18 protein-coding genes and 1 tRNA gene are annotated in these 21,259 nt (G+C 70.3%); 11 read left to right on the forward strand and 8 right to left on the reverse strand.

Translation table 11 applies throughout. The annotated features are described in order from the left end of the window. Positions 1-172 precede the first annotated feature (172 nt). The 4 genes from SROS_RS00345 to SROS_RS00360 all read left to right on the forward strand — a co-directional run bounded on the left by SROS_RS00345 (position 173) and on the right by SROS_RS00360 (position 5,674). Complete coding sequence (locus SROS_RS00345) at positions 173-1,315, forward strand: DUF418 domain-containing protein (protein WP_012886875.1); 1,143 nt, start codon at positions 173-175, stop codon at positions 1,313-1,315. 13 nt (positions 1,316-1,328) lie between these two features. After that, positions 1,329-2,558, forward strand: a complete 1,230-nt coding sequence (locus SROS_RS00350) for a sensor histidine kinase (protein ID WP_012886876.1) — start codon at positions 1,329-1,331, stop codon at positions 2,556-2,558. Next, positions 2,555-3,178, forward strand: coding sequence for a response regulator (locus SROS_RS00355; protein ID WP_012886877.1), 624 nt, complete (start codon positions 2,555-2,557; stop codon positions 3,176-3,178). Before SROS_RS00350 ends, SROS_RS00355 begins: the two co-directional genes overlap by 4 nt. Positions 3,179-3,436: 258 nt before the next feature. Further along, on the forward strand, positions 3,437-5,674 hold the full coding sequence (locus SROS_RS00360) for a family 2 encapsulin nanocompartment cargo protein terpene cyclase (RefSeq protein ID WP_012886878.1): 2,238 nt from the start codon (positions 3,437-3,439) through the stop codon (positions 5,672-5,674). Positions 5,675-6,113: 439 nt separating this feature from the next. Here SROS_RS00360 and SROS_RS51890 read toward each other — a convergent pair whose 3' ends face one another. Beyond that, entirely contained in the window at positions 6,114-6,869 is a 756-nt protein-coding gene (locus tag SROS_RS51890; RefSeq protein ID WP_012886879.1) for a thermonuclease family protein, read from the reverse strand. A 269-nt stretch (positions 6,870-7,138) separates the two neighbouring features. On the opposite strand from SROS_RS51890, the gene SROS_RS00375 reads away from it, so the two are divergent. After that, positions 7,139-7,214: transfer RNA gene (locus SROS_RS00375), tRNA-Ala, on the forward strand. A gap of 115 nt (positions 7,215-7,329) precedes the next feature. Here SROS_RS00375 and SROS_RS00380 read toward each other — a convergent pair. After that, entirely contained in the window at positions 7,330-8,040 is a 711-nt protein-coding gene (locus tag SROS_RS00380) for a tyrosine-type recombinase/integrase (protein ID WP_245564530.1), read from the reverse strand. Between the two features lie 120 nt (positions 8,041-8,160). Beyond that, positions 8,161-9,009 (reverse strand): alpha/beta fold hydrolase, encoded by an 849-nt coding sequence (locus SROS_RS00385; protein ID WP_012886880.1) that lies wholly within the window; start codon positions 9,007-9,009, stop codon positions 8,161-8,163. A 110-nt stretch (positions 9,010-9,119) separates the two neighbouring features. On the opposite strand from SROS_RS00385, the gene SROS_RS00390 reads away from it, so the two are divergent. Together SROS_RS00390 and SROS_RS00395 are read left to right on the forward strand one after the other, a co-directional pair. Next, complete coding sequence (locus tag SROS_RS00390) at positions 9,120-9,572, forward strand: MarR family winged helix-turn-helix transcriptional regulator (protein ID WP_174435241.1); 453 nt, start codon at positions 9,120-9,122, stop codon at positions 9,570-9,572. Positions 9,573-10,097: 525 nt separating this feature from the next. After that, positions 10,098-10,949: a DUF72 domain-containing protein gene (locus SROS_RS00395; protein WP_043651012.1), complete on the forward strand. Its 852-nt coding sequence runs from the start codon at positions 10,098-10,100 to the stop codon at positions 10,947-10,949. A 7-nt stretch (positions 10,950-10,956) separates the two neighbouring features. Here SROS_RS00395 and SROS_RS00400 read toward each other — a convergent pair whose 3' ends face one another. Further along, entirely contained in the window at positions 10,957-11,367 is a 411-nt protein-coding gene (locus SROS_RS00400) for a hypothetical protein (RefSeq protein ID WP_012886884.1), read from the reverse strand. A 105-nt stretch (positions 11,368-11,472) separates the two neighbouring features. Next, a complete protein-coding gene (locus tag SROS_RS45530) occupies positions 11,473-13,734 on the reverse strand; it encodes a serine/threonine-protein kinase (RefSeq protein ID WP_052316830.1) in 2,262 nt (753 codons plus the stop codon). 288 nt (positions 13,735-14,022) lie between these two features. Between SROS_RS45530 and SROS_RS00410 the strand changes: the two genes are divergently transcribed. Further along, on the forward strand, positions 14,023-14,445 hold the full coding sequence (locus SROS_RS00410; RefSeq protein ID WP_012886886.1) for a hypothetical protein: 423 nt from the start codon (positions 14,023-14,025) through the stop codon (positions 14,443-14,445). A gap of 125 nt (positions 14,446-14,570) precedes the next feature. Here the strand turns inward: SROS_RS00410 and SROS_RS00415 are convergent, their stop codons facing one another. Further along, the gene (locus SROS_RS00415) at positions 14,571-15,296 is read right to left on the reverse strand and encodes a helix-turn-helix domain-containing protein (RefSeq protein ID WP_012886887.1); all 726 of its coding nucleotides are present in this window, start codon (positions 15,294-15,296) and stop codon (positions 14,571-14,573) included. Between the two features lie 75 nt (positions 15,297-15,371). Here SROS_RS00415 and SROS_RS00420 point away from each other — a divergent pair, with 75 nt between their 5' ends. The 3 genes from SROS_RS00420 (at position 15,372) to SROS_RS00430 (ending at position 18,000) form a co-directional block, all read left to right on the forward strand. Next, positions 15,372-16,313, forward strand: a complete 942-nt coding sequence (locus SROS_RS00420) for an LLM class flavin-dependent oxidoreductase (RefSeq protein ID WP_012886888.1) — start codon at positions 15,372-15,374, stop codon at positions 16,311-16,313. Positions 16,314-16,426: 113 nt separating this feature from the next. Next, positions 16,427-17,050 carry an RNA polymerase sigma factor gene (locus tag SROS_RS00425; RefSeq protein ID WP_012886889.1) on the forward strand — a complete coding sequence of 208 codons (624 nt, stop codon included), beginning with the start codon at positions 16,427-16,429 and terminating at the stop codon, positions 17,048-17,050. Then, the gene (locus SROS_RS00430) at positions 17,047-18,000 is read left to right on the forward strand and encodes a CU044_5270 family protein (RefSeq protein ID WP_012886890.1); all 954 of its coding nucleotides are present in this window, start codon (positions 17,047-17,049) and stop codon (positions 17,998-18,000) included. The genes SROS_RS00425 and SROS_RS00430 overlap by 4 nt, the downstream gene beginning before the upstream one ends. A 55-nt stretch (positions 18,001-18,055) precedes the next feature. On the opposite strand, the gene SROS_RS00435 is transcribed toward SROS_RS00430, so the two are convergent. Both SROS_RS00435 and SROS_RS00440 read right to left on the reverse strand, forming a co-directional pair. Continuing rightward, a complete protein-coding gene (locus tag SROS_RS00435) occupies positions 18,056-20,479 on the reverse strand; it encodes an FtsX-like permease family protein (RefSeq protein ID WP_012886891.1) in 2,424 nt (807 codons plus the stop codon). Beyond that, a complete protein-coding gene (locus SROS_RS00440; RefSeq protein ID WP_012886892.1) occupies positions 20,479-21,210 on the reverse strand; it encodes an ABC transporter ATP-binding protein in 732 nt (243 codons plus the stop codon). Before SROS_RS00440 ends, SROS_RS00435 begins: the two co-directional genes overlap by 1 nt. Positions 21,211-21,259: the final 49 nt, after the last annotated feature.

Here is a 21,259-nt window from a genome sequence, read left to right on the forward strand (position 1 = left end):
CCAACGCTCTGACCGCGGTAGGCAGGTCGACCGCCCGGCCGGTGCCGCCCTCCTCCAAATGGAGGATGGAGGCCGTCGTCCGTCCGCTGATGACTTGCGCACGGTTGAACGATTCGATGACCAGAGCCCTTCTCGCACACTCGGTGGGAACCCGTCGAGCTGAGGAGAGATCGTGGTTTCCACCCTGGGATTGCGACCGGTCGGGGAAGGTGAGCGCCGGCTCGCCCCCGACCTCGCCAGAGGGGCCATGCTGGCGCTGATCGCCGTGGCCAACTCCGCCGCCTACCTGTACGGCCGTCCGTACGGCATCCGGCAGCACATCATCGAGCACGACCTGCCGGACCGGGTGACGGGGGCACTGGCCATGACATTCGTGGACGGGCGGGCCTACCCGATGTTCGCCGCGCTGTTCGGCTACGGCATGGTGCAGATCTGGAATCGGCGGCGCAGCGATGACGAGGGGCGGCGGGTCCTGAAGCGGCGGAGCCTGTGGCTGCTCGTGTTCGGGGCGGTCCACGGCACGCTGCTGTTCTCCGGGGACGTGCTCGGCGTCTACGGGCTGCTCGGGCTCGCGCTATGCCGGTTGCTGCGGGTGCGTGACCGGATCCTGCTGATCCTCGCCGGGGCCTGGCTCGTCCCCGTCGCCCTGTCGTCCGCGCTGGTCTACAGCACACCGCACGGCACGGCACAGCGGTCGTTCTTCTGGTCGCTCGCAATCGAGGATCCGCTGACGGCTCTGGCGCTGCGGCCGATCGAGTGGGTGATGACCCCGGTCGGGATGATGGGCGTGGTCACCGCCGCGCTCGTGGGCGTCTGGGCGGGGCGGCGGGAGCTCCTGACCGTGCCGGACGGGCTGGTACGGCGGGCCGCGGTGTGGGGGCCGCTCGCCGGGACGCTCGGTGGGCTCCCCCTGGGGCTGGTCGCAGGCGGGTTCCTCGGCGCGGACGGACCCGCCGCGGTGATGGCGCTCAACGCCGCCCACGTGGTGTCGGGCATCGCCGGCGGGCTGGGGTACGCGGCACTGATCGCTCTGGTCTCGCGGCGGATCGGGACGAGGCGCGGTCCGCTGGTGGCGGCGCTGTCGGCCTGCGGCCAGCGCTCGATGACGTGTTATCTTCTCCAGTCGGTGGTGTTCGTGACGCTTCTGTCCCCTTATGCGATCGGGCTCGGCGGGCGGCTGGGCTCCGCCGCCACGGTCGCGTTGGCGGCCGGCACGTGGGCCGCGACGGTGGTCGCGGCTGAGTTCATGCGCAGAGCCGGAGTACGCGGGCCCGCCGAGACACTGCTGCGGCGCCTGACCTATCCGCGCAGATGAGAGCGGGGGCGGCGTGCTGCGGATTCACGACTGGGACAGGGTGTGGCGCGCCCTGCCGCTGGGCTTCCTCGGAGTGGCGACCCTGATCGCGGAGGCCGACCCGTCGGTGCCGTCGCACGACCGGGCCGTCACGATCGCGCTGGCCGCCGCCGTGGCGGTGTGGCACTGGTGGATGGTGCTGGCGCACCCCGACTGGCCGGAGCGGGCGCTGGCACCGATGGCGTGCTACTTCGCCGGGCTCCTCGCGCTGGCGTGGGTGCTGTCCTCGCGCCACCCGGCGTACGGGCTCCTGGTGTTCGCCTGCTTCCCCATGGCCTTCGCGGCGCTTCCCGGCCGGTACGCCTACCTCGGAGTGGCCACCACGGCGCTCGTCGCCGTAGGCGGCCCGTCCGCCCTTCTGGACGCCGAGAGCTCCTGGCAGAGTGTTCCGATGCTCACCGGAGCGGTGCTGGCGGCGTTCATCGGCTGGAGCATCAGGGCCATGGAGGCCGAGGTCGAACGCCGGCACGCCGCCAACCGGGCGCTGGAGAGCGCCAACCTCCGCCTCGCCCGGCTCGGGGAGGAGAACGCCGAGCTGCAGGGCAGACTGCTGGCCGCGGCCCGCCAGACCGGTGTCGCCGGGGAGCGCGGCCGGCTGGCGAGGGAGTTCCACGACACCGTCGCACAGGGCCTGGTGGCCATCGTCACGCAGATCGAGGCCACCGAGGAGGCCGTGAACGACGCCGACGCGGTGCGGCGGCGGCTGGCCGTCGTCCGGAGCCTCGCCAGGGAGAGCCTGGCCGAAGTCCGCCGCTCCTTGGACGACCTGCGCCCCGGGCCGCTGGCGGAGACCAGACTGCCTGAGGCGTTGTCGGCGCTGGTCTCCGGCTGGAGCGCCACGCATGAGCTGCCCGCCATGCTCACCGTCACCGGCACCGCCCGGCTGCTGCATCCCGAGGTCGAGGTGACCGTGTACCGGGCCGTGCAGGAGGCGCTGGCCAACGTGGCCCGGCACGCCGAAGCCGGCAAGACCGGCGTCACCCTGTCATACATGGAGGATGTAGTGGTGGCCGATATCCGGGACGATGGAGTGGGATTCGACTCCTCCGGAGCGGGTGGCGGAGGTTTCGGGCTCACCGCCATGCGGCAGCGGGTCGTCAGGCTCGCCGGGAACGTCGAGGTGGAGTCCGCACCCGGTCAGGGCACCGCTGTCAGCGTGACAGTCCCCGCGATCCCCGCCGAGGCCGAACGGGAGGCGACGTGAGCGTACGGCTGGTGATCGTGGATGACCACCCCGTCGTACGGGACGGCCTGCGGGGCATGTTCGTGGAACAAGCCGACCTGGAGGTCGTGGGCGAGGCGGAGGACGGGGAGCGAGGGCTGGCCGTGGCCCTGCGGGAGCGACCCGACGTCGTGCTGACCGACCTGCGCATGCCCGGACTCGGGGGAGCGAAGTTCATCGGGCTGCTGGCGGAACGGGTGCCTTCGGCCCGTGTGCTGGTTCTGACCACCTACGACGGCGACGATGACGTGCTGCCCGCGCTGACCGCGGGCGCGATCGGCTACCTGCTCAAGGACTCCCCGCGCGAGGAGGTCTTCCGCGCCGTGCGGGCGGCGGCGCTGGGGGAGACGGTGCTGTCTCCGGCCGTGGCCGCCCGCCTGCTCAACCGAGTCCGCACGCCCGCTCCCGCCGAGCTGAGCGGACGTGAACGGACCGTACTCGCCCTGGTCGCGCGTGGCTCCACCAACAAGGAGGCGGCCGCGGCACTGTTCATCAGCGAGACGACAGTGAAGACCCACCTGGCACACATCTACACAAAGCTGGGCGTCTCTGACCGAGCCTCGGCCGTGGCCGTCGCCTACAGTCGCGGCCTGCTGCCATGACGATCCGGAGCGTCCGCAGAGAAGAACCTGAGCCTCTGCCGGCGAACCACGGACCTGGGAGAAGGAACGCCGCCGTTCGAGGCCTTTCTCCTGATGCCTTTCTCCTGACGGATGAAAGAGCGCGTCTCCGCGGCCCCGGCGGCGAGCGGATCTCTTCGGGGATATCCCGCGGCCGGGCGTTGCGATAAATTACCCTTGGTGGCAATGTCTTTACCCTGAGTGAATCGCATCGGTCGGCCCAAGAGAGTAGGCGCGCTCATGCAGGCTTTCACATTGCCCGAGTTCTACATGCCATATCCCGCCAGGATCAATCCTCATATGGAGCGTTCCCGCGCGCACAGTGCGGCCTGGGCCCGGCAGATGGGCATGCTCGACGCACCCAAGCCCGGCGGCGGCGTCGTGTGGGACGACGCCGAGCTGGCCAGGATGGACTACGCGCTGATGTGCGCCTACACCCACCCCGACTGCGACGGCCCCACCCTGGACCTGATCACCGACTGGTACGTCTGGGTGTTCTTCTTCGACGACCACTTCCTTGAGCAGTTCAAGTACTCCCGCGACCTGCTCGGGGCGAAGGCCTACCTCGACCACCTCGAACTGTTCATGACCGCGGACGGAGAGACGCCGCCGGAGCCGGCCAACCCGGCCGAGGCGGGGCTGAAAGACCTCTGGGAGCGTACGGTTCCGGCGATGTCGCACGGGTGGCGGCAGCGCTTCATCACCAGCACGCACAACCTGATGGTGGAGTCGATGTGGGAGCTGGACAACATCGACCGCGGCCGGATCGCCAACCCGATCGAATACGTGCAGATGCGGCGGAGGGTCGGCGGCGCACCCTGGTCGGCCAACCTCGTCGAATACGCCGTCGGCGCGGAGATCCCCGACGGTCTGGCCGGGACGAGGCCGATGCGGGTCCTGTCGGACACGTTCTCGGACGCGGTGCACCTGCGCAACGACCTGTTCTCCTACCAGCGCGAGGTCCAGGAGGAGGGCGAGAACTCCAACGCGGTGCTGGTCTTCGAGCGGTTCTTCGACTGCCCGACGCAGGAGGCCGCCGAGCTCGTCAACGACCTGCTGACCTCCCGGCTGCAGCAGTTCGAGAACACGACGCTGATCGAGGTCCCGGCCCTGCTGGCCGAGAACACCGTGCCCGTGCACGAGCAGCTCGGGGTCGCCGCCTACGTCAAGGGTCTGCAGGACTGGCAGTCCGGCGGACACGAGTGGCACGCGAGATCCAGCCGGTACATGAACGAAGGCGCCGCCTCGGGCCCCGCCGGTGTGCTGAGAGGCCCGACCGGCCTGGGCACCTCCGCCGCCGTACCGACGCTCTCCCCGGCACGGCTGGGCCTGCGGCGCAGGTCCCAGCAGCAGTCCCACAGGCCGTTCCAGCCGGTGGGGCATCTGCCGCTGCCGGATCTCTACATGCCCTACCCGGTCCGCACCAGCCCCCACCTGGACGCCGCGCGACGCTACGCAGTCGGCTGGGCGCGGCGGATGGGCATGTTCGACGCGATACCCGGGGTGGAAGCCGGCGGGTTGTGGGACGAGCGGCGCTTCATCGGCTTCGACTTCGCCCACTGCGCCGCGATGATCCACGCGGACGCGAGCCCCGAACAGCTCAACCTGTCCTCTGACTGGCTGGCCTGGGGCACGTACGGTGACGACTACTTCCCCGCGGTGTTCGGGGCGCCCCGCGACCTCGTGGCGGCGAAGCTCTGCAACGAACGGCTGTCGGCGTTCATGCCGCTGGACGCCGGGGCCACCCCGGAGCCGACGAACCCGATCGAGCGGGGGCTGGAGGACCTGTGGCGGCGCACCGCGGAGCCGATGAGCGTGCCCGCCCGGCAGCAGTTCCGCGAGGCGGTCGAGGACATGACCGCCGGCTGGCTGTGGGAGCTGGTCAACCAGACCCAGCACCGTGTCCCCGATCCGGTCGACTACATCGAGATGCGCCGCAAGACGTTCGGGTCGGACATGACGATGAGCCTGGCCCGGCTCGCGCACTCGGACATGATGCCTGCGGAGATCTACCAGACACGGGTCATGCGGGAGCTGGACACCGCGGCGCAGGACTACGCCTGTTTCACCAACGACCTGTTCTCCTACCAGAAGGAGATCGAGTTCGAGGGTGAGGTCCACAACCTCGTCCTGGTCGTGGAGAACTTCCTGGAAGTGGACAGGTGGAAGGCCCGGGACGTCGTGGCCGACCTGATGACAGCGCGGATGCAGCAGTTCGAGCACATCGTCGCCAACGGCCTGCCGGCGCTGTTCGACGATTTCGCCCTCGACGAGCAGGCCCGCAGGATTCTCACCCGCCATGCCGACGACCTCAAGGAGTGGATGTCGGGAATCCTCGAATGGCACCGTAGGTGCGCGCGATACACCGAGGCCGAGCTCCGGCGCAGCCGCCTTCCGGGAGCGCCGGCGGGCTTCTCGCTTCTGCCCGCAGGGCTGGGCACCTCGGCGGTGCGGGTCGGGGCCGGCAGGCGGGGCTGAACGGACGGCCGGGCAGGGCGTACCACGGGTGAAGCGGAGCCGGGCAGGTCGAATTCCAGCCGCGCCTCTTCCCGGCTCCGCCTGGGAAACAGATATGCGGTCCCCACCGACACCCATCGCACCTACCGGCCCCCACCGGCTCCAGGCCGGTGGGGGCCGGAACCTCCATCCGGACGGCGGTCGTCCCCCTTTTCCCACTTTCCCTCCGGACGGCGGGCGAGCGGGCAGGCCGGGCCGTCACGGCATGGCCGCCGCTCCGACCACGCCACCATCGAGCGCGCGGACCTTGTCGCCGGTCGCCCGTGCCGGCCCTCAACGGCATGGTGCGGCTTCTCACCGTGCCGTGGCTTCTCGCCATGGCCTTGCGGTGCCCGCCCTGTCGATCCGCATCGTCACCAACCCGCCTGGGCAAGGACACCCCGATGCCTGGTCGGTGCGACTAGCGTTCGCAGACCAGGCCGTCGCCGTCACGATCCTGATACCAGGCGTATTCGGGGTCGACGCCCCGCCGGTAAGGTCCGTAACCCGCGGCGTTCGCCTCCCCGCACGTCCGGAAGCGCGGGTCATTCCCGGTGCTTCCCGTGTCACTCGGCTTCGGGGTGGGGCTCGGCTTCGAGGTGGGAGTCGGCTTCGAGGTGGGGCTCGGCTTCGGCGGGTTCGGAGTCCCGGTCGGGGTCGGGGCGGGTGTCGGAGTGGCCGTGCCGCCGCACTTTCCGGACCAGACCCGGAGACGTTCCCTGGCGGCCTTCGCCTCCATCTTCCTCAGGCTTTCGGTGAACCGGTCATTCGGTGTCATGGACTTCCATTTCGCATAGCCGTACCGAATGAGGTTTTGGTTGACGAAAACGCCATCGGAATTCCAGACATAGAGAAGGTTCAGGCCATTCCTGTCCCGCGGTTTCCTGTCGGCCAGCGTGTACGCCGTGGAGCCCACCGGCATCAGCTTGGCCGCCCGCGCGGTCGCCTCCTTCGCCCAGCACTCCTTTCCGCCGGGCGCGTTCACCTCCAGCACCCTGACCTTCGCCTCCTTCCGCCCGATGAGAAGAACCAGGGTGTCACCGTCGATGATCTTCTTCACCTTCGCCCGGACCGTCCCCTCCGGCACGTTCGGTGCGACGCCGGCCGGAAGGGCGAAGCCCGCGGTGGCGAATGTGACCACGGCGGCCAAGGTGATCGACGTGATGCCTCTTCTCACACGAAACTCCTGATGCTTGAGGGAGATGGACCGTCAAGCTAGCAGAATTTGGACCGTTTGAATGCGAAATCAATGGACATAAAAGAAATGCGCTAAATGACAATAATGGGCAGGAGATAACGGGCGCCCCCGCCCCGCCCGTGCGGCGCCTGAGCCGCCAGAGGGCGGGCGCGGGGGCCAAGTGGCGCGGAAGCGGGTCTTGTTGCTACGGTGTACGACTGAAGCAAGTCGTAAGCGGAGCATGTGCGCAGGTCAACGGCTTGAATCACGGGGCCTTAGCTCAGTTGGCAGAGCGCCTGCTTTGCAAGCAGGATGTCAGGAGTTCGAATCTCCTAGGCTCCACCATCCTCAGGACACACAAAAACCCAGGTCAGGGATGATCTCTCAAGATCCCTCAACCTGGGCTTCGCGCGTGCTGGGAGGCTTTTGGGAGCCGTACAGCACGGAAATACAGCAACGGCTACGAACCGAGCTGCTTGCCCAGCCGTTTGAGCGCCTTGCGGGTCTCCTCCGACGAGACCTCGCTGTAGATGTTCATTGTGACCGAGATCTGGCTGTGCCGGAGGATCTGCATCGCCACGCGCGGGTGGACGTCGAGTGCGACGAGGAGAGACGCGCAGGTCTTGCGGGTCGCGTGCACATGGACCTTGCGGACCTTCGCCTTGTCGCATGCGTTGGCGAAGCTGCGCCGGAAGTTCGATGGTTCGACCGGTCGCCCGCTCGCGGTGGTGAAGACGAGCCCGGTCTCCTGCCATGACTCCCCCGCGGCTTCACGGGCTTCGTCGCATGCCCGTCGACGGGCACGGAGCGCCGCCGTCACGATCTCCGGAAACGGTAACGAGGCGTCCGTCTTGGTCTGCCGGTGGAGCAGTTGGCCGGCGACCCGCTGGAGCTGCCAGCCGATGGTCATCTCGGCGCTGCCGAGGTCGACGTCCTGCCACCGGAGCCCGAGCGCCTCCCCCGGGCGCAGACCGAGCACCAGGACCAGGACGTAGGCCGGATACATCGGGTCCTCACGTGTCCGGGCCGACTCCAGGAAGGCACGAGCCTCGTCGGCGGACCGGAGCTTGACCTTGCGCTTTCGAGGGACCGACATCTTGACGTTGGCCGCGACGTTGCGGGTGAGGACCTCCTCGCGTACGGCGCTGCTCAGCGCGGCGCGCAAGGTCATGTAGGCATCGTGGACGGTCCACTCGGACGCCGTCCGCGTCGCCGTCGCCGACCTGAAGGATAAGCAGCAGCAGCGGGCCGGTGCCGCGGACGGGCAGCACGTGGGTCTTCATTGCGGGAGTCAGGCAGCGTTGAGGGTGTCGCGGAGGGCGGCGGCGTAGGCCTTGGGGTGGGTGGTGTTGCCGTTGTGGCCGCCGGGGAACCAGTGCAGGCCGGTGTCGAGCATGTCCGCAAGCGCGAAGGCGCACTTGTTGTCGAAGACGGTGCGCGGGGTGGTGCGGCCGGCGGCCGACACGATGCGGGTCCGGGTGTCGGTGAGCGCGGTGACGTCGAGAGTGTCGCGGATGACCGCGGTGAAGTCGTGCTCGACGAAGAAGTCGAAGTTGCGCACCCGCTGGGGGGTCATCGGTTGCGGGGTGAGGCCGGGCTCCACGTCGGGGTTGGCGGGGTCGATGCCGAGCACCTCGGCGACCACCTTGAAGGTCGCGGCCAGGCCGTCGCGGCGGTGGATCCGCTGGATGTGCTCGAGTTCCTGCTCGTGGTGGGCGCGCTGGCCGGCGGGTAGCAGCCGCGGGGTGACGGGCTCGTGGGCGATGAGCGTGCTGATCTGGCCGGGGTGGTCGACGGCCAGGTGGAACCCGATGGAGGCACCGAGGCTGCAGCCGAGCATGAGCGCCGGCTTGTCGGTGATGGCGGTCAGCAGTCGGTGCACGTCGTCGGCGTGTTCGGCCATGGTCACCCCGCGGGCGGGGGCGTCCGGCGTGCTGCGGGACAGGCCGCGGCGGTCGTAGGTCACCACGGTGTAGTCGGTCACTAGTTGGTCGACCAGGTCCTTGCTGCGCCCGGCGTCGCCTTCGCCGCTCTGGGAGATCAGCAGCACCGGGCCGGTGCCACGGACCTCGTAGTAGAGCGTGGCGCCCGGCACTCGAAGCAGGCCCGTCGTCATGTCTGTCGTCGTGGTGGTGTCCATCGGCAATGTCCTCTCGGTCGGGCGGCCGGTTCGGCCGGTCGTGATCGACCATAAAGCATCAGAACAGATGCATCAAGTTTGATATATCTAAAATGATGTATCTTGGCAGCATGAATGGAGTCGAACTGTTCCTGTTGGGACGGACCCTGATGAAGATCGGGGAGGAGGCCCTGCCCACCGAGGGCATCGGCCGGCACTCCACCAGCGTCCGAACAGTCCTGATCGTGGTCAGCGACGTGCGCGCGCATCCCGGCAGCGCCGTCGGAGAGATCGCCACCAGGACCGGCCTCCCGCAAAGCGCTGTGTCGGCAGCGGTCGCCCGGCTCCGCGAGGCAGGCGCCATCACCACCGAACCCGATTCCCGCGATCGCCGCCGTCTCCTCATCCAGTCCGCATCCCAGGCCTCCGGCCGGGTGGAGGAGGTCAGGTCGGCCCCCATCGACACCGCGCTGGCGGCAGCCTTGGACACCGACGACCCACAGCGGGTCGCCGAGATCGTCGCCCTCCTCGACGAACTCGCGCGACACCTCACCCCGCAAGCACTCACCCGCCTACGTGGCTAGCCACCCGCCAAACCACCAGACGACGATTGGCGGCCCCGCCGCACCCAGCGAGTCTTGGCGCCAGGCCCGCGCCATGGCGGGCCCATACGGCTGTCCAAGCGGTGTCCGGGACGTCCGCCGGCCCGGCGGAAGGCTGGGCCTGGTCGGTCTGGCCGAACGGACCCGGGTTGAAAGGACAGGCCCCACAGCAGGCGGCTGAGCAGGAGAGCGCCATGCGGATCGGAGAGGACATGCCAGGTCTGGTGGTAGAAGTTCGTGGAGAATCGGGCCCGGGTGCCGGGCCGGAGTGTGATCACCCTGTAGTCCCGGCCATCGACGCGGAGGTGATGCCGATGAAGCTTGAGGCGGTCTCCGACCTGGCGCGTGTTGGATGGCCTGGGCTGCTTATGCTCCGGCACGGTTGACCACGGTCTTCCCTTTCTGCTCGTCTGCCTCATCAAAGCGTGGCACGCACACCGTTCTCAACGGGATTCCAGCGAGGGGATACGGTCTTCCCTACCGCCGGCCTTGGATAGCGTCGAAGGCATGCGGCTTCATGTGGGATGCGCGATGTGGACACACGCGCAGTGGCAGGGGCGCTTTCTGCCCCATCCGCTTCCTCCTGGGGAGCGCCTGCGGTCCTACGCGACGTGGTGCAACGCGGTGGAGGGCAACACGACGTTCTACGCGACACCGTCGAGGAGCACAGTGGAGTCGTGGGCGCGGCAGACCGCTCCCGACTTCCGCTTCGTGGCCAAACTGCCCAAGTCGATCACGCATGAGCGTCGCCTTACCGGCATCGACGAGGAGCTCCGATCGTTCCTGGAAGCGATCGAACCACTCGGACCGCGCGCCCACGCCATCTGGATCCAACTGCCGGGATCGTTCGCGCCGACCGACCTCGGCGCCCTGGCGGGCTTTCTTCACCGGCTTCCCCGCTCGCACAGATACGCCGTCGAAGTCCGCCACCCCGCGTTCTTCGATGACGCGCGATCCGAGCGGCTTCTCGAAGGGGTCCTCGCCCGAGTCGACGCCGAGTGGATCCCGTTCGACACCACCGCCCTCTTCCAGAGCCCTCCGACCAGCGACGCCGAGCGAGAGGCGTGGGCGAGGAAACCGCGCGTGCCACGCCGGTCGTCCGCTCTCACCGACCGTCCGATCATCCGCTACCTCGGCCGGGACGACGCGGAGCGTACGATCGAGGGCTGGCGGCAATGGGTCGGCACGGTCACCGAATGGGTGCGCGAAGGCCGCTCGCCGACCGTGTTCATCCACACTCCCGACAACGCCGATGCGCCGATGCTCGCCCGTCGTTTTCATGAGGAGGTGCGGACCCGGCTGCCCGGGATCGAGCCGTTGCCGGAGCCTGTGCCGACCGAGCCGCTGACCCTGTTCTGACCGCCGCTCATCCGGTCTCGGGCTGACCGATCCGACGGGTGATCAGGAGTACCAGGGAAGATAGTCCGTCTCCGATGGAGGTGCGCTGTGGCGGATCGCCCACGTAGTGCTCGGAGAGAAGTCCCATGGCGCTGAGATGGGCGATCACAGCAACCTTGACTTCCGAGCGCGGCATGGATTCGGGCAGCCGGAAGGCGACCACATCGAGTGAGTCGGTCCCGATCCCTGGATAGCGGGCCTTCACACGGCCGATATCGGGGTCGGGGTCGTGGAGATGCAGCCAGGTCCTGACTTCTGGGGGAAGCCCGGTGGTGCCTATGTAGATCACGCGGCCTTCGAGCAGCCAGACATAGATCCAAGATCCGGAGTCGGTGAGCTCTCCACCACGGATACGCAGCTCTACCAGATCGCGTCCCATACGAGGATCCTGCCGCAACCGGTACCGCCTGACTTCTCTGGATCTCCTGCCTCGCGGAACCGAGGGGCCGGAGACCGACTGCCGGCCTGCCGCTCGGGACCCCGGTCACAGGCCGGGCGGTGGGTACGGTGGCCCCAGACCCCATACCCGCACGGTGCCGTCGTTGCCGCCGGAGACCGCCACCGGGCGGCCGTCGAGCTGCCCCACCGCGACCGACTCGATCAGGCCCCGATGGCCTTTGAAGGGTTCGCCCAGGGGAGCGCCGGTGGCCATGTCCCATATCCGCACCGTGCGATCGTTGTAGCCGCCGGAGACCACTGTCGGGCGGCCGCCGAGCTGCCCCACCGCCAGGCCCAGGGCCCAGCTCCGGTGGCCGGTGAGGGGTTTGCCGACGGGGGTGCCGGTGGCCAGGTCCCATATCCGCACCGTGTGATCGCCTTTGCCGCCGCCGGAGACCGCCACCGGGCGGCCGTCGAGCTGTCCCGTCGCTATCGACTCGATCGGGCCTCGGTGGCCGGTGAAGGATGTGCCGATGGGGGCGCCGGTGGCCAGGTCCGACACCAGCACGGTGCGGTTGTAGCCGCCGGAGACCACTACCGGGCGGCCGTCGAGCTGCCCCACCGCCACCGCCAGGACCCAGTGCCGGTGGCCGGTGAAGGGTTTGCCGATGGGGGTGCCGGTGGCCAGGTCCGACACCAGCACGGTGCCGTCGTTGCCGCCGGAGACCGCCACCGGGCGGCCGTCGAGCTGCCCCACCGCGACCGACTCGACCGAGCCCCGATGACCTTTGAAGGGGCTGCCCAGGGGAGCGCCGGTGGCCAGGTCCGACACCAGCACCGTGCCGTCGCTGCCGCCGGAGACCACTGCCGGGCGGCCGTCGAGCTGCCCCACCGCGACCGACCAGACCGGACCCCGATGGCCGGTGAAGGGGCTGCCGACGGGGATGCCGGTGGCCAGGTCCGACACCAGCACGGTGCCGTCGTAGCCGCCGGAGACCACTACCGGGCGGCTGCCGAGCTGTCCCACCGCCAGCGACAGGATCCACTTCTGCGGGCCTGCGAGCCGGCCGCCGACAAGGGTGCCGAAGGGGATGCCCGTCACGGAGGGTTCCGGCTGCTCGTCCGAGCCGGTCCCCGCGGTTGGGCGAACGGTGCCGGAGAAGATGTCCGTCAAGACGGGCTTCAGCCAGAAGGCGGCCGGGACCAGGATGACGACGACGGCCGCGGTGAGGGTCCTCCCCAGGCGGCGCCGGGTGCGGCGCGGAGAGGAGTCGGCGGGGAGCGATGTCGCCACTGGGGAAGAGCTGCTGGAAGGCGGTGCCGCCACTGGGGAAGAGCCGCTGAGGGGTGGCGGGGCCTGTGGGGAAGAGCCGCTGGGGGGTGGCGGCGCCTGTGGAGAGATCGCCGGTGTCCCGGCCGTGGACACCGGCGTGGAGAGGTGGGGGGCGACGGTACGGGGCTCAGAGGTGCCGGGCAGCGCGCCGACCTGTGACACTTGATCATGGTCATGTGGAAGCTCGAAAGGCAGGCCGGGATGTTTCCCACCGGAATCGCCCATGACGGGCGCCCCATGGGTGAGGGCGGTGAACAGGTCGGCGACGCCGGGCCGGGCGGCGGGGTCTTTGGCCAGGCAGGCGGTCAGTAGCGGCCGCAGCTGGTCGGGCACGCCCGCCAGGTCGGGTTCGCGGGTCACGATCGCGCTGATCACCGCCGCCGGGATCACGCCAGGGAAGGCCGGATGCCCGGTGGCGGCGTACACCATGGTGGCGGCCCAGGCGAACACGTCCGAGGCCGTACCGGCCCGGTGTCCGTTGAGCTGTTCGGGCGACAGGTAGGCGGGGGTCCCCATCAGGCCGGATCGCGTGGTGGAGTGTCCCAGCACGCGGGCGATGCCGAAGTCGATGACCACCGGCCCTTCCTGTCCCATGATCACGTTGCTGGGTTTGAAGTCCCGGTGGACGATGCCGGCCCGATGGATCGCGGCCAGCGCCGTCAAGGTGGTGATCGCCAGCCGGTCCAGCCCGCCGCCGGTGCGCGGCCCGTCGTGGGTGATGAGCTCATCCAGAGACGGGCCCCGGACGTACTCGCTGACCAGGTAGGGCCGGTCCCGGGCGATTCCCGCGTCGATGACCCGCGCGGTGCAGAAGGCCGCGACGCGGCGGGTGATCTCGGCCTCGCGCAGGAAGCGTTCCCGGGCGGCGGGGTCGGCGGTCATCCGGGCGTGCAGCGCCTTGACCGCCACCGGCTGCCCGGAGGGCGCCTGACCGAGATAGACCACCCCCTGGCCGCCCTCGCCCAGCACTCCGGTCAGCCGATAGTCACCGAGCTGCCGGGGATCGCCTTCGGCCAGCGGGTGCGGACCGGACACGGCATTCCCTTCCCCTGACGCCACGGGCGGACACCCCCTCGACCGCCCCCTGATCCGGTAGACAACGCTATAACTCCCCTGGTGGGAGTGGGAGCTTTTGCGAGCACGGAAGCCGTACGGCCGGCGGCGGCCGGACGGGCCGCGGGCCTGGTCCCCGTCCGCCGGTCGGTCCCGCGTGAAAGCCGGCCATTCCCTCTGAGGATCGGCCATTCCCTCTGAGGAATTGTCGGCCCATTGTCCCTTCTCGCAGGATCTGGCAGGAACACCGACACCAGCCGAGGAGAAACAGTGACCGACATCCATGCCCAGGACCTCGCCGCCCGTTACATCGCCCTCTGGATCGAGCCGGACGTCGAGTCGCGCCGCAGAGCCATCCAGGAACTGTGGGTCGAGGGCGGCACCCACATCCTTCAGCCGCCCCAGGAGATCCGGGAGATCGCCGCGGGACTGGGCTTCGACTCCACGACCCTCCAGGCCCACGGCCATGACGAGCTCGACGTCCGGGTGACCCGCAGCTATGAGCGGTTCGTCGCCCCTGGGCAGTTCACCTTCCGGGCGCGGGGCAATGCCGTCCGTCTTCACGACATCGTCAAGTTCGACTGGGAGATGGTGCCCGTCGGCGGCGGTGAGGCGGTCGGCAGCGGCCTGGAGGTCCTCGTCCTCGACGAGAACGGCCGCATCACCGCCGACTACATGTTCCCCGGCATCTGACAAGCGGTCGCGATCGATCCGCCCCGAGCCGAAATCGCCCCCGGACCAGATCCGACCCGCCCCGCCCGACTCGCCCGATCAGACCCGCCCTGTACTGCGATCGCACCCGGACCGCACCCGAGCCGTCACCCGGCCAGCAACGCCGCCGTGGCCGTGTCGGCGGGCAGGAACGCCTCCAGTTTCAGCTCCGCCACGGTCACGTCGAGCGCGGTCGCGAACGTCGTGATCGTGGTCGTCAGCCGCAGCTCACCGAGCGTCGAGCGCAGCCGTACGGGTACGGCGAAGCCCACGTGGTCGGGTCCCGGGGCGACGTGCGGCACGTAGCCGGACAGCTCGTCGTAGAGGTCGTCGTGCGGGATGCGGTCGAGGATGTGCTGCGCCCACTGCGCCAGGTTGACGATCCGCGGTGCCATGCCCTCGGGGTGCAGCGAGAGGCGCAGCACATTGACCGGCGGGCGCAGCAGGTGCTCCGCGACGCCCTCGGTGAGCAGGCCGAACGCGTCGTTGGCGAGCACCAGGTCGTGCCTCGCGTCCACGACGATCGCGGGGTAGGGCAGGTGCCCGGCCAGGATGCGTCCCAGCGCGGCGCGCACGTGCTCCAGGCTCGGGTCGTCAAGCGAGGTCTGCGGGTAGACGGGGGCGTAACCGGCCGAGAGCAGGAGCTCGTTGCGCTCCCTGAGCGGCAGCTCCATCGACTCGCCCAGCCGTACCACCATGGTCCGACCGGGCCGGGAGCGGCCGCTCTCCATGAAGCTGAGGTGGCGCTGCGTCGTGCCCGCGCGCAGGGCGAGGTCGAGCTGGCTGAGGTGGCGGCGCTGCCGGGTCGCGCGCAGGGTCTGGGGAAAGTCCACGATCCCAGTCTGCCGGGCCCGTCTATTCCGTCGAGGGAATTGTCGTCATTCCCGGACGGGAGCACGATCCGTCCTGTGAACACGCGACTGGGGGTCCTGCTCCCCACCAACCACAGCCAGTGGAACGACGCCCGGCGGCTGGTCGACTTCGGCGTCCGCGCCGAGCGGCTCGGCTACGACTCGGTCTGGGCCAACGACACCCTGCTCGGCGCGCGCGTCGAGCCGCTGGCCATGCTCGCCGCCCTCGCGCCGGTGACCGAACGCGTCACGCTCGGCACCGCGGCGCTGCTGCCCGCCTTCCGCCGTCCGGTGATGGCCGCGCAGGAGCTGGCCTCCATCGACCACCTGTCGGCCGGGCGGCTGGTCGTCACCGTGGGCGCGGGCTTCCCCGGCCGGTCGGAGGTCGAGTACGCGGTGTCGGAGGTGCCGTGGGCGCGCCGTTTCGGGCGGCTGGACGACACGGTCGCCCTGTGGCGGGCACTGTGGGCGGGTGAGCGGGCCTTCCACGGCAAGGTGCTGCGCTTCGACGGGCTGCCCGAATCCACACCGTCCTACCGGCCCGGCGGGCCGCCGATCTGGCTGGGCGGGGCGAGCCCGTCGGCGCTGGAGCGCACCGGGCGGCTCTACGACGGCTGGCTGCCCTACCCGCCCGACCCCGCCGACTACCACGAGGGTCTCCGGACGGTACGGCGGGCGGCGGGGGCGGCGGGGCGGCCCGCCGCCGCGGTCACCCCGGCGCTGTTCGTCACGGTGCTGGTCACCGACGACGTGGAGCGGGGCGAGCGGGAGCTCGACGCCTACTGCCGGGCCACGTACGGCCTGCCGTACGAGACGGTGCGGACGATCCAGGTGATGGTCGCGGGCTCCGCCGAGCAGGTGGCCGCGACGCTGAACCGCTACGCGGAGGCGGGCGCGGAGCACGTGGTCTGCCGCATCGCGGCCCCGGCCCTCGACGCGCAGCTCGACCAGCTGGAGCTGATCGCCGGGATCGACCGCCCGGCCACGGTCAGCCGGTAGGGGCCGGCCGCGCGGTCCGGGCCGGTCGCCGTGTCCGTCGCGCGATTTCCGGGAACCGCGGATCCTCCGGGTGGCAATAACGGGTGTCATGGCAGAGACCCGAGAGGCAAGAGATGCGACACGAGAGCCGGACGGCCGCACCGCCCCGGCCGGCAGCCGCGGAAGCGGCCGACGACGCCGCGGTGATCGAACGGTCCCGGCGTGAGCCCGAACAGTTCGCCACCCTGTTCACCCGCCACGCACCGGCGCTCAAGCGCTATGTCATCAGGCGGCTGGGCCAGGATCCCGCCGAGGACATCGTCGCCGAGACCTTCACGGTGGCCTTCCAGAGCCTGGAGTCGTACGACCTGGCCCGCGACGACGCGCGGCCATGGCTGTACGGCATCGCCACCAACCTCATGCGCCGGCACCGCCGCCGCGAGATCGGCCTGTACCGGGCACTGAGCCGCACGGGGGCGGATTCAGTGGTCGAGCCGTTCACCGACCAGGTCGATCAGCGGGTGGCCGCGGACGGAGCGCGGCGCCGGCTCGCCGCGGCGCTGGCGGGGCTCCCGCGGGGGCACCGCGACGTGCTGCTGCTGGTGGCGTGGGCGGAGCTCACCTACGAGCAGGCCGCACAGGCACTCGGTGTTCCGGTGGGGACGGTCCGTTCGCGGGTCAGCCGGGCTCGGAAAAAGCTGCGCCGGGTGCTCGGTGACATCGATCCAACCTCCGCGAGCGAAGGAACGAACAGTTGAACGAGATCGAACTCCTCAAGAGCCTGCGCGACGAGGTTCCGGAGCAGCCCGATCTGCGGACCGAAGAGCATCGGCTGCTCGCCGTGATCCGGGAGGGATCCTCCGCGTCCCGCCGGCGGCCGGCGCGGCCCGCGGCCCGCCTGCGCTGGGGTCTCGCCCTGGGCGGGGCCGGCGCTCTTGCCGCTGCCGTCGTCGTGGCCGTGGCCGTGGCCCAGCCGGCGGCCGTGCCCCAGCCGGGGGGGACCGCGCAGCCGGGGAACCGGCAGCCCGCGGTCCGGCCCCCCGACGCGGTCGTGGTGCTGGAGAACGCCGCGCTCGTCGCCACCCGGACCAGGACCGCCGACATCCGGCCGGACCAGTGGTTCTACATCAAGGAGTCTCAGCATATGGGGGATGACCTGCCGACATTCGAGCATTGGAGCCGGATGGACGGGCGCGGGTCCGCCCTCCGTGAGGAGGGCGGCGAGCTGAAGATCGGTGATGGCGAGCCGAACGCGCGGACGGACCCCGCCCGGACCCAGCGGGAGCTGGAGAGCCTCCCCACTGATCCGGACGCGCTGCTGGAGCACTTCCGTAACCTCAAGGAGGAGCGGACACCGCTGTCGATCTGCCGGCCCCACTGCCCGGAGGGGACCGAGGGGGATGTCAGGGCCTTCGGGGCGATCGGCTGGTACATGAAGTTCGGACCCGTGATCCCCGCGGACAAGACCGCGGCGATGTACCGGGCCCTGGCGAAGATCCCGAATGTCACGATCGAGGAGAACACCGCGGACGGGGACGGGCGCAAGGGCATCGGCGTCGTCCTCACCGTGGGGGAGAGCAAGGGCTACTACATCCTCGATCCCGGGGACTACCACTACCTCGGCATGAAGGTCGTGGACGCCGACGGGACCTTCGCCATGTCCGTGCTGGACTCCGGCGTCGTCGACGGGCCCGGCCGGACGCCCTGACCGGGAATGACGGGCGTGCGGGGCGGGGGCCCGCACGCTCCGGCCGGGAGAACGGTCATTCGCGGGTGCCGATGGCCTCGGCGGGCCTGCTCCGCAGGGCGAGGAGGGCCGGGAGAACGGTGGCGAGGAGGGCCAGGGCGGCCGCGGCGGCGATGACCTCCAGGTAGGTGAGCACGGGCACGTACGGCAGCGCGGAGCCGGTCATGCCCGTGCTGAACGCGCTGAGCGTCACCAGGGCGATGAGCGTGCCGAGGGTGACCGCGACCAGCACCGCCATGAGGGTCTCCAGGCGGAGCATCCGCATGAGCTGGCGGCGGGTGGTGCCGACGAGTCTGAGCAGGGCGAGCTCGCGGGTCCTGTCGGAGGTCGCCATCGCGATGGTGTTGACCACCGCGATCGCGGTGAAGGCGATGATCAGGCCCATGGCCACGTAGTTGACCCCGGCATTGGACTGTTCGGCCGTCGCCTCGACCCGATCCAGGACGCCGACACCGCCGAGCACCGCCGCGAGCGCGTCCCGTCTCACCGAGGGGGCCGAGACGAGCGCGGTCTGGTTGAGCGGGTCGTCCACGTGGGCGGCGACCAGGGCGTGGGGCAGGGTCAGGTCGCCGAAGCCGAGGCCCCGGCGGTAGATCGCGGCGACCGCGAGCGTGACGGGGGTGCCGTCGCCGAGCGTCAGCCGTACCTCGTCGGCGACCTCGACCCCGAGGCTTCTCGCGGCCGTCTCGCTGACCGCGAGGGTATCGGCGCCCATCCTGCCGAGCGATCCCGCGCTCACCCCGAGGTCCATGGTCCGCTCCAGCCCCGCGGTGGTCACGCCCTGCGCGCCGTACCTCTCCAGCCCGACTCTGACCGACGTGCGCATGACCTCGGTGACCACTTCGACACCTTCGAGCCTCCGTACGGCGTCCGCCGTGACGCCGGGCAGTCGCGGGCCGAGCACGTAGTCGGCGCGGTTGCCCTGGCGTGACTGTTCGACGACCGCGTGGCCCATGGTGTCCTGGACGAAAAGGATGGTGCAGGTCATCGCGATCATCAGGCTGAGCGGGGTGACGACGGAGGCGAAGCGGTGGGTGCCGGTGCGCAGGTTCGCGGCGGCGAGGTGGCCGCTGACGCGGAAGGCGCGCAGCGGCAGGCCGAGCACCGCCGTGGCGGCGCGGGCGATGATCGGGCCGAGCAGGGCCACCGCGATCGTCCAGACCAGCGCCGTCAGCATCGTGACGGGGCTGGAGGCGGCCTCGGTCTCCAGCGTCGACAGCAGCAGGGTCAGCGCGACGCCCCCGCCGAGGCAGGCCAGCCCGGCGATCGTGCGGCCCGGTGAGATGCCCGGCGGGCGTACCGCGGCCTCGCCCAGTGCCTCCACAGGCCTGATCCGCGCGGTACGGCGGCCCGACACCCGGGCCGCCGTCCACGCCGCCCCCAGGACGGCGAGCACCGCGGCGGCGGGCGGGAAGAACCCCACCACCAGCGACAGGTTGGCCGGCATCACGCCGAGCCCCACGAACTGCGACCGCAGCCAGAACGCCAGCCCGACGCCGAGCCCGGCGCCGAGAAGGCCCGCCGGCAGGCCGACGAGCAGTGCCTCGCCGCCGATCAGCCTGCGGATCTGCCTGGGAGTGGCGGCCACGGCGCGCAGCAGGGCGAGCTCGCGCTGGCGCTGCTGGATGGAGAGCGCGAACGTGCCGACCACGACGAGGATCGCGACGATCAGCGAGGTGCCGCCGAGCGCGCCGCCCAGGCTGACCAGCTTGATCCGGGCCTTCTCCGCGTTCAGGAACTCGATCCTGCCGCGCTCGTCACCGGTGTAGACGACACCGGGGGTGCCGGCGAGCGCGGGAGCGACGTCGACCTCGGGGAAGACGCCGATCACGCTGACCATACCCGGCCGTCCGGCCAGCCGGGCGGCCTCCTCGGTGGAGAAGAACAGCGAGGTCCGCTGATCGAGCGCCTCGGTGGTGACACCGGCCACCCGGTAGACGCGGGTGGCGGTCGCGGTCCGGACGTTCACGCGGGAGCCCACGGACAGCCCGGCGGCCGCGTCGGCCACCACCTCGCCGGCGGCGGGCGCCCGCCCCTCGCGGAGGGTGAAGGGGGTGAGCGGCGCGGACTCCCAGCCGTGACCCCACACCGGACGTCCCTCGACGGTCGCCGGGAACGTCACCTCGGTGACGACCTTCCGGACGCCGGGGACCGTCCTCAGCCTGTCGGCCAGGGACGACGGGATCCAGGCCCGGTCGGAGACCGGCTTGGCCTTGCTCTTGACCTTGTCGCCGTCGCGGGTCGTCTCACGGACGTTCTGGTCTCCGGCGACCAGGACCGGGGTCCCGGCGTATCTGACGGGTTCGACCGCGCCGCGCAGACCGGTGTCGAGCAGGATGCCGCAGGCGCAGACCAGCGCGGCGGCGCAGACCAGGGCGAGGAAGGCGCCGGCGAAGGCCGCCTTGCGGTGCCGCAGCGTGTTGAGCGCGAAGCCGATCATCACACCCACGCTCCGAGCCGCGTCATCCGGTCGGCGACCTTCTCCGCGCTGGGGGCGGCCATCGCGTCGACGACGTTGCCGTCGGCGAGGAACAGGACGGTGTCGGCGTAGGAGGCGGCGACCGGGTCGTGGGTGACCATCACCACGGTCTGCCTCATGGTGGTGACCACTTCGCGGAGCAGCGTGAGCACGTCCCGCGCGGTCATCGTGTCCAGCGCGCCGGTCGGCTCGTCGCCGAAGACCACCTCGGGCCGTGTCACCAGGGCCCGCGCGATCGCCACCCGCTGCTGCTGCCCCCCGGAGAGCTCCCCGGGCCGGTGCCCGGTACGGCCGGCCAGCCCGACCCGGTCGACGATCTCCTCAAGCCAGGCCCGGTCCACCCGGACTCCGGCCAGTCTCAGCGGGAGGGTGATGTTCTCCGTCACGGTGAGGGACGAGACCAGGTTGAACGCCTGGAAGACGAAACCGATCCGCTTACGCCGTAGTTCGGTCAGTTCCGTCTCGTTCATCCCCGCCAGCTCCGTGCCGCCGAGCCGTACCGAGCCGGAGGAGGGCTGGTCCAGCCCGGCAGCGCAGTGCAGGAACGTGCTCTTACCCGACCCCGAAGGGCCCATCACGGCGGTGAAGCTGCCGTGGGGGATGCCGACCGACACCTCACGCAGGGCGAACACCGTGTTCGGCCCCCTGCCGTAAACCTTGCTGACCGCGTCCAGACGCACCACATCGTTCATGGGGACAAGTCTTCTGACCTGGGCTCACGCGGGCCAGAGACGCGATCAT

This window comes from Streptosporangium roseum DSM 43021 (assembly GCF_000024865.1).
GTDB lineage: Bacteria > Actinomycetota > Actinomycetes > Streptosporangiales > Streptosporangiaceae > Streptosporangium > Streptosporangium roseum.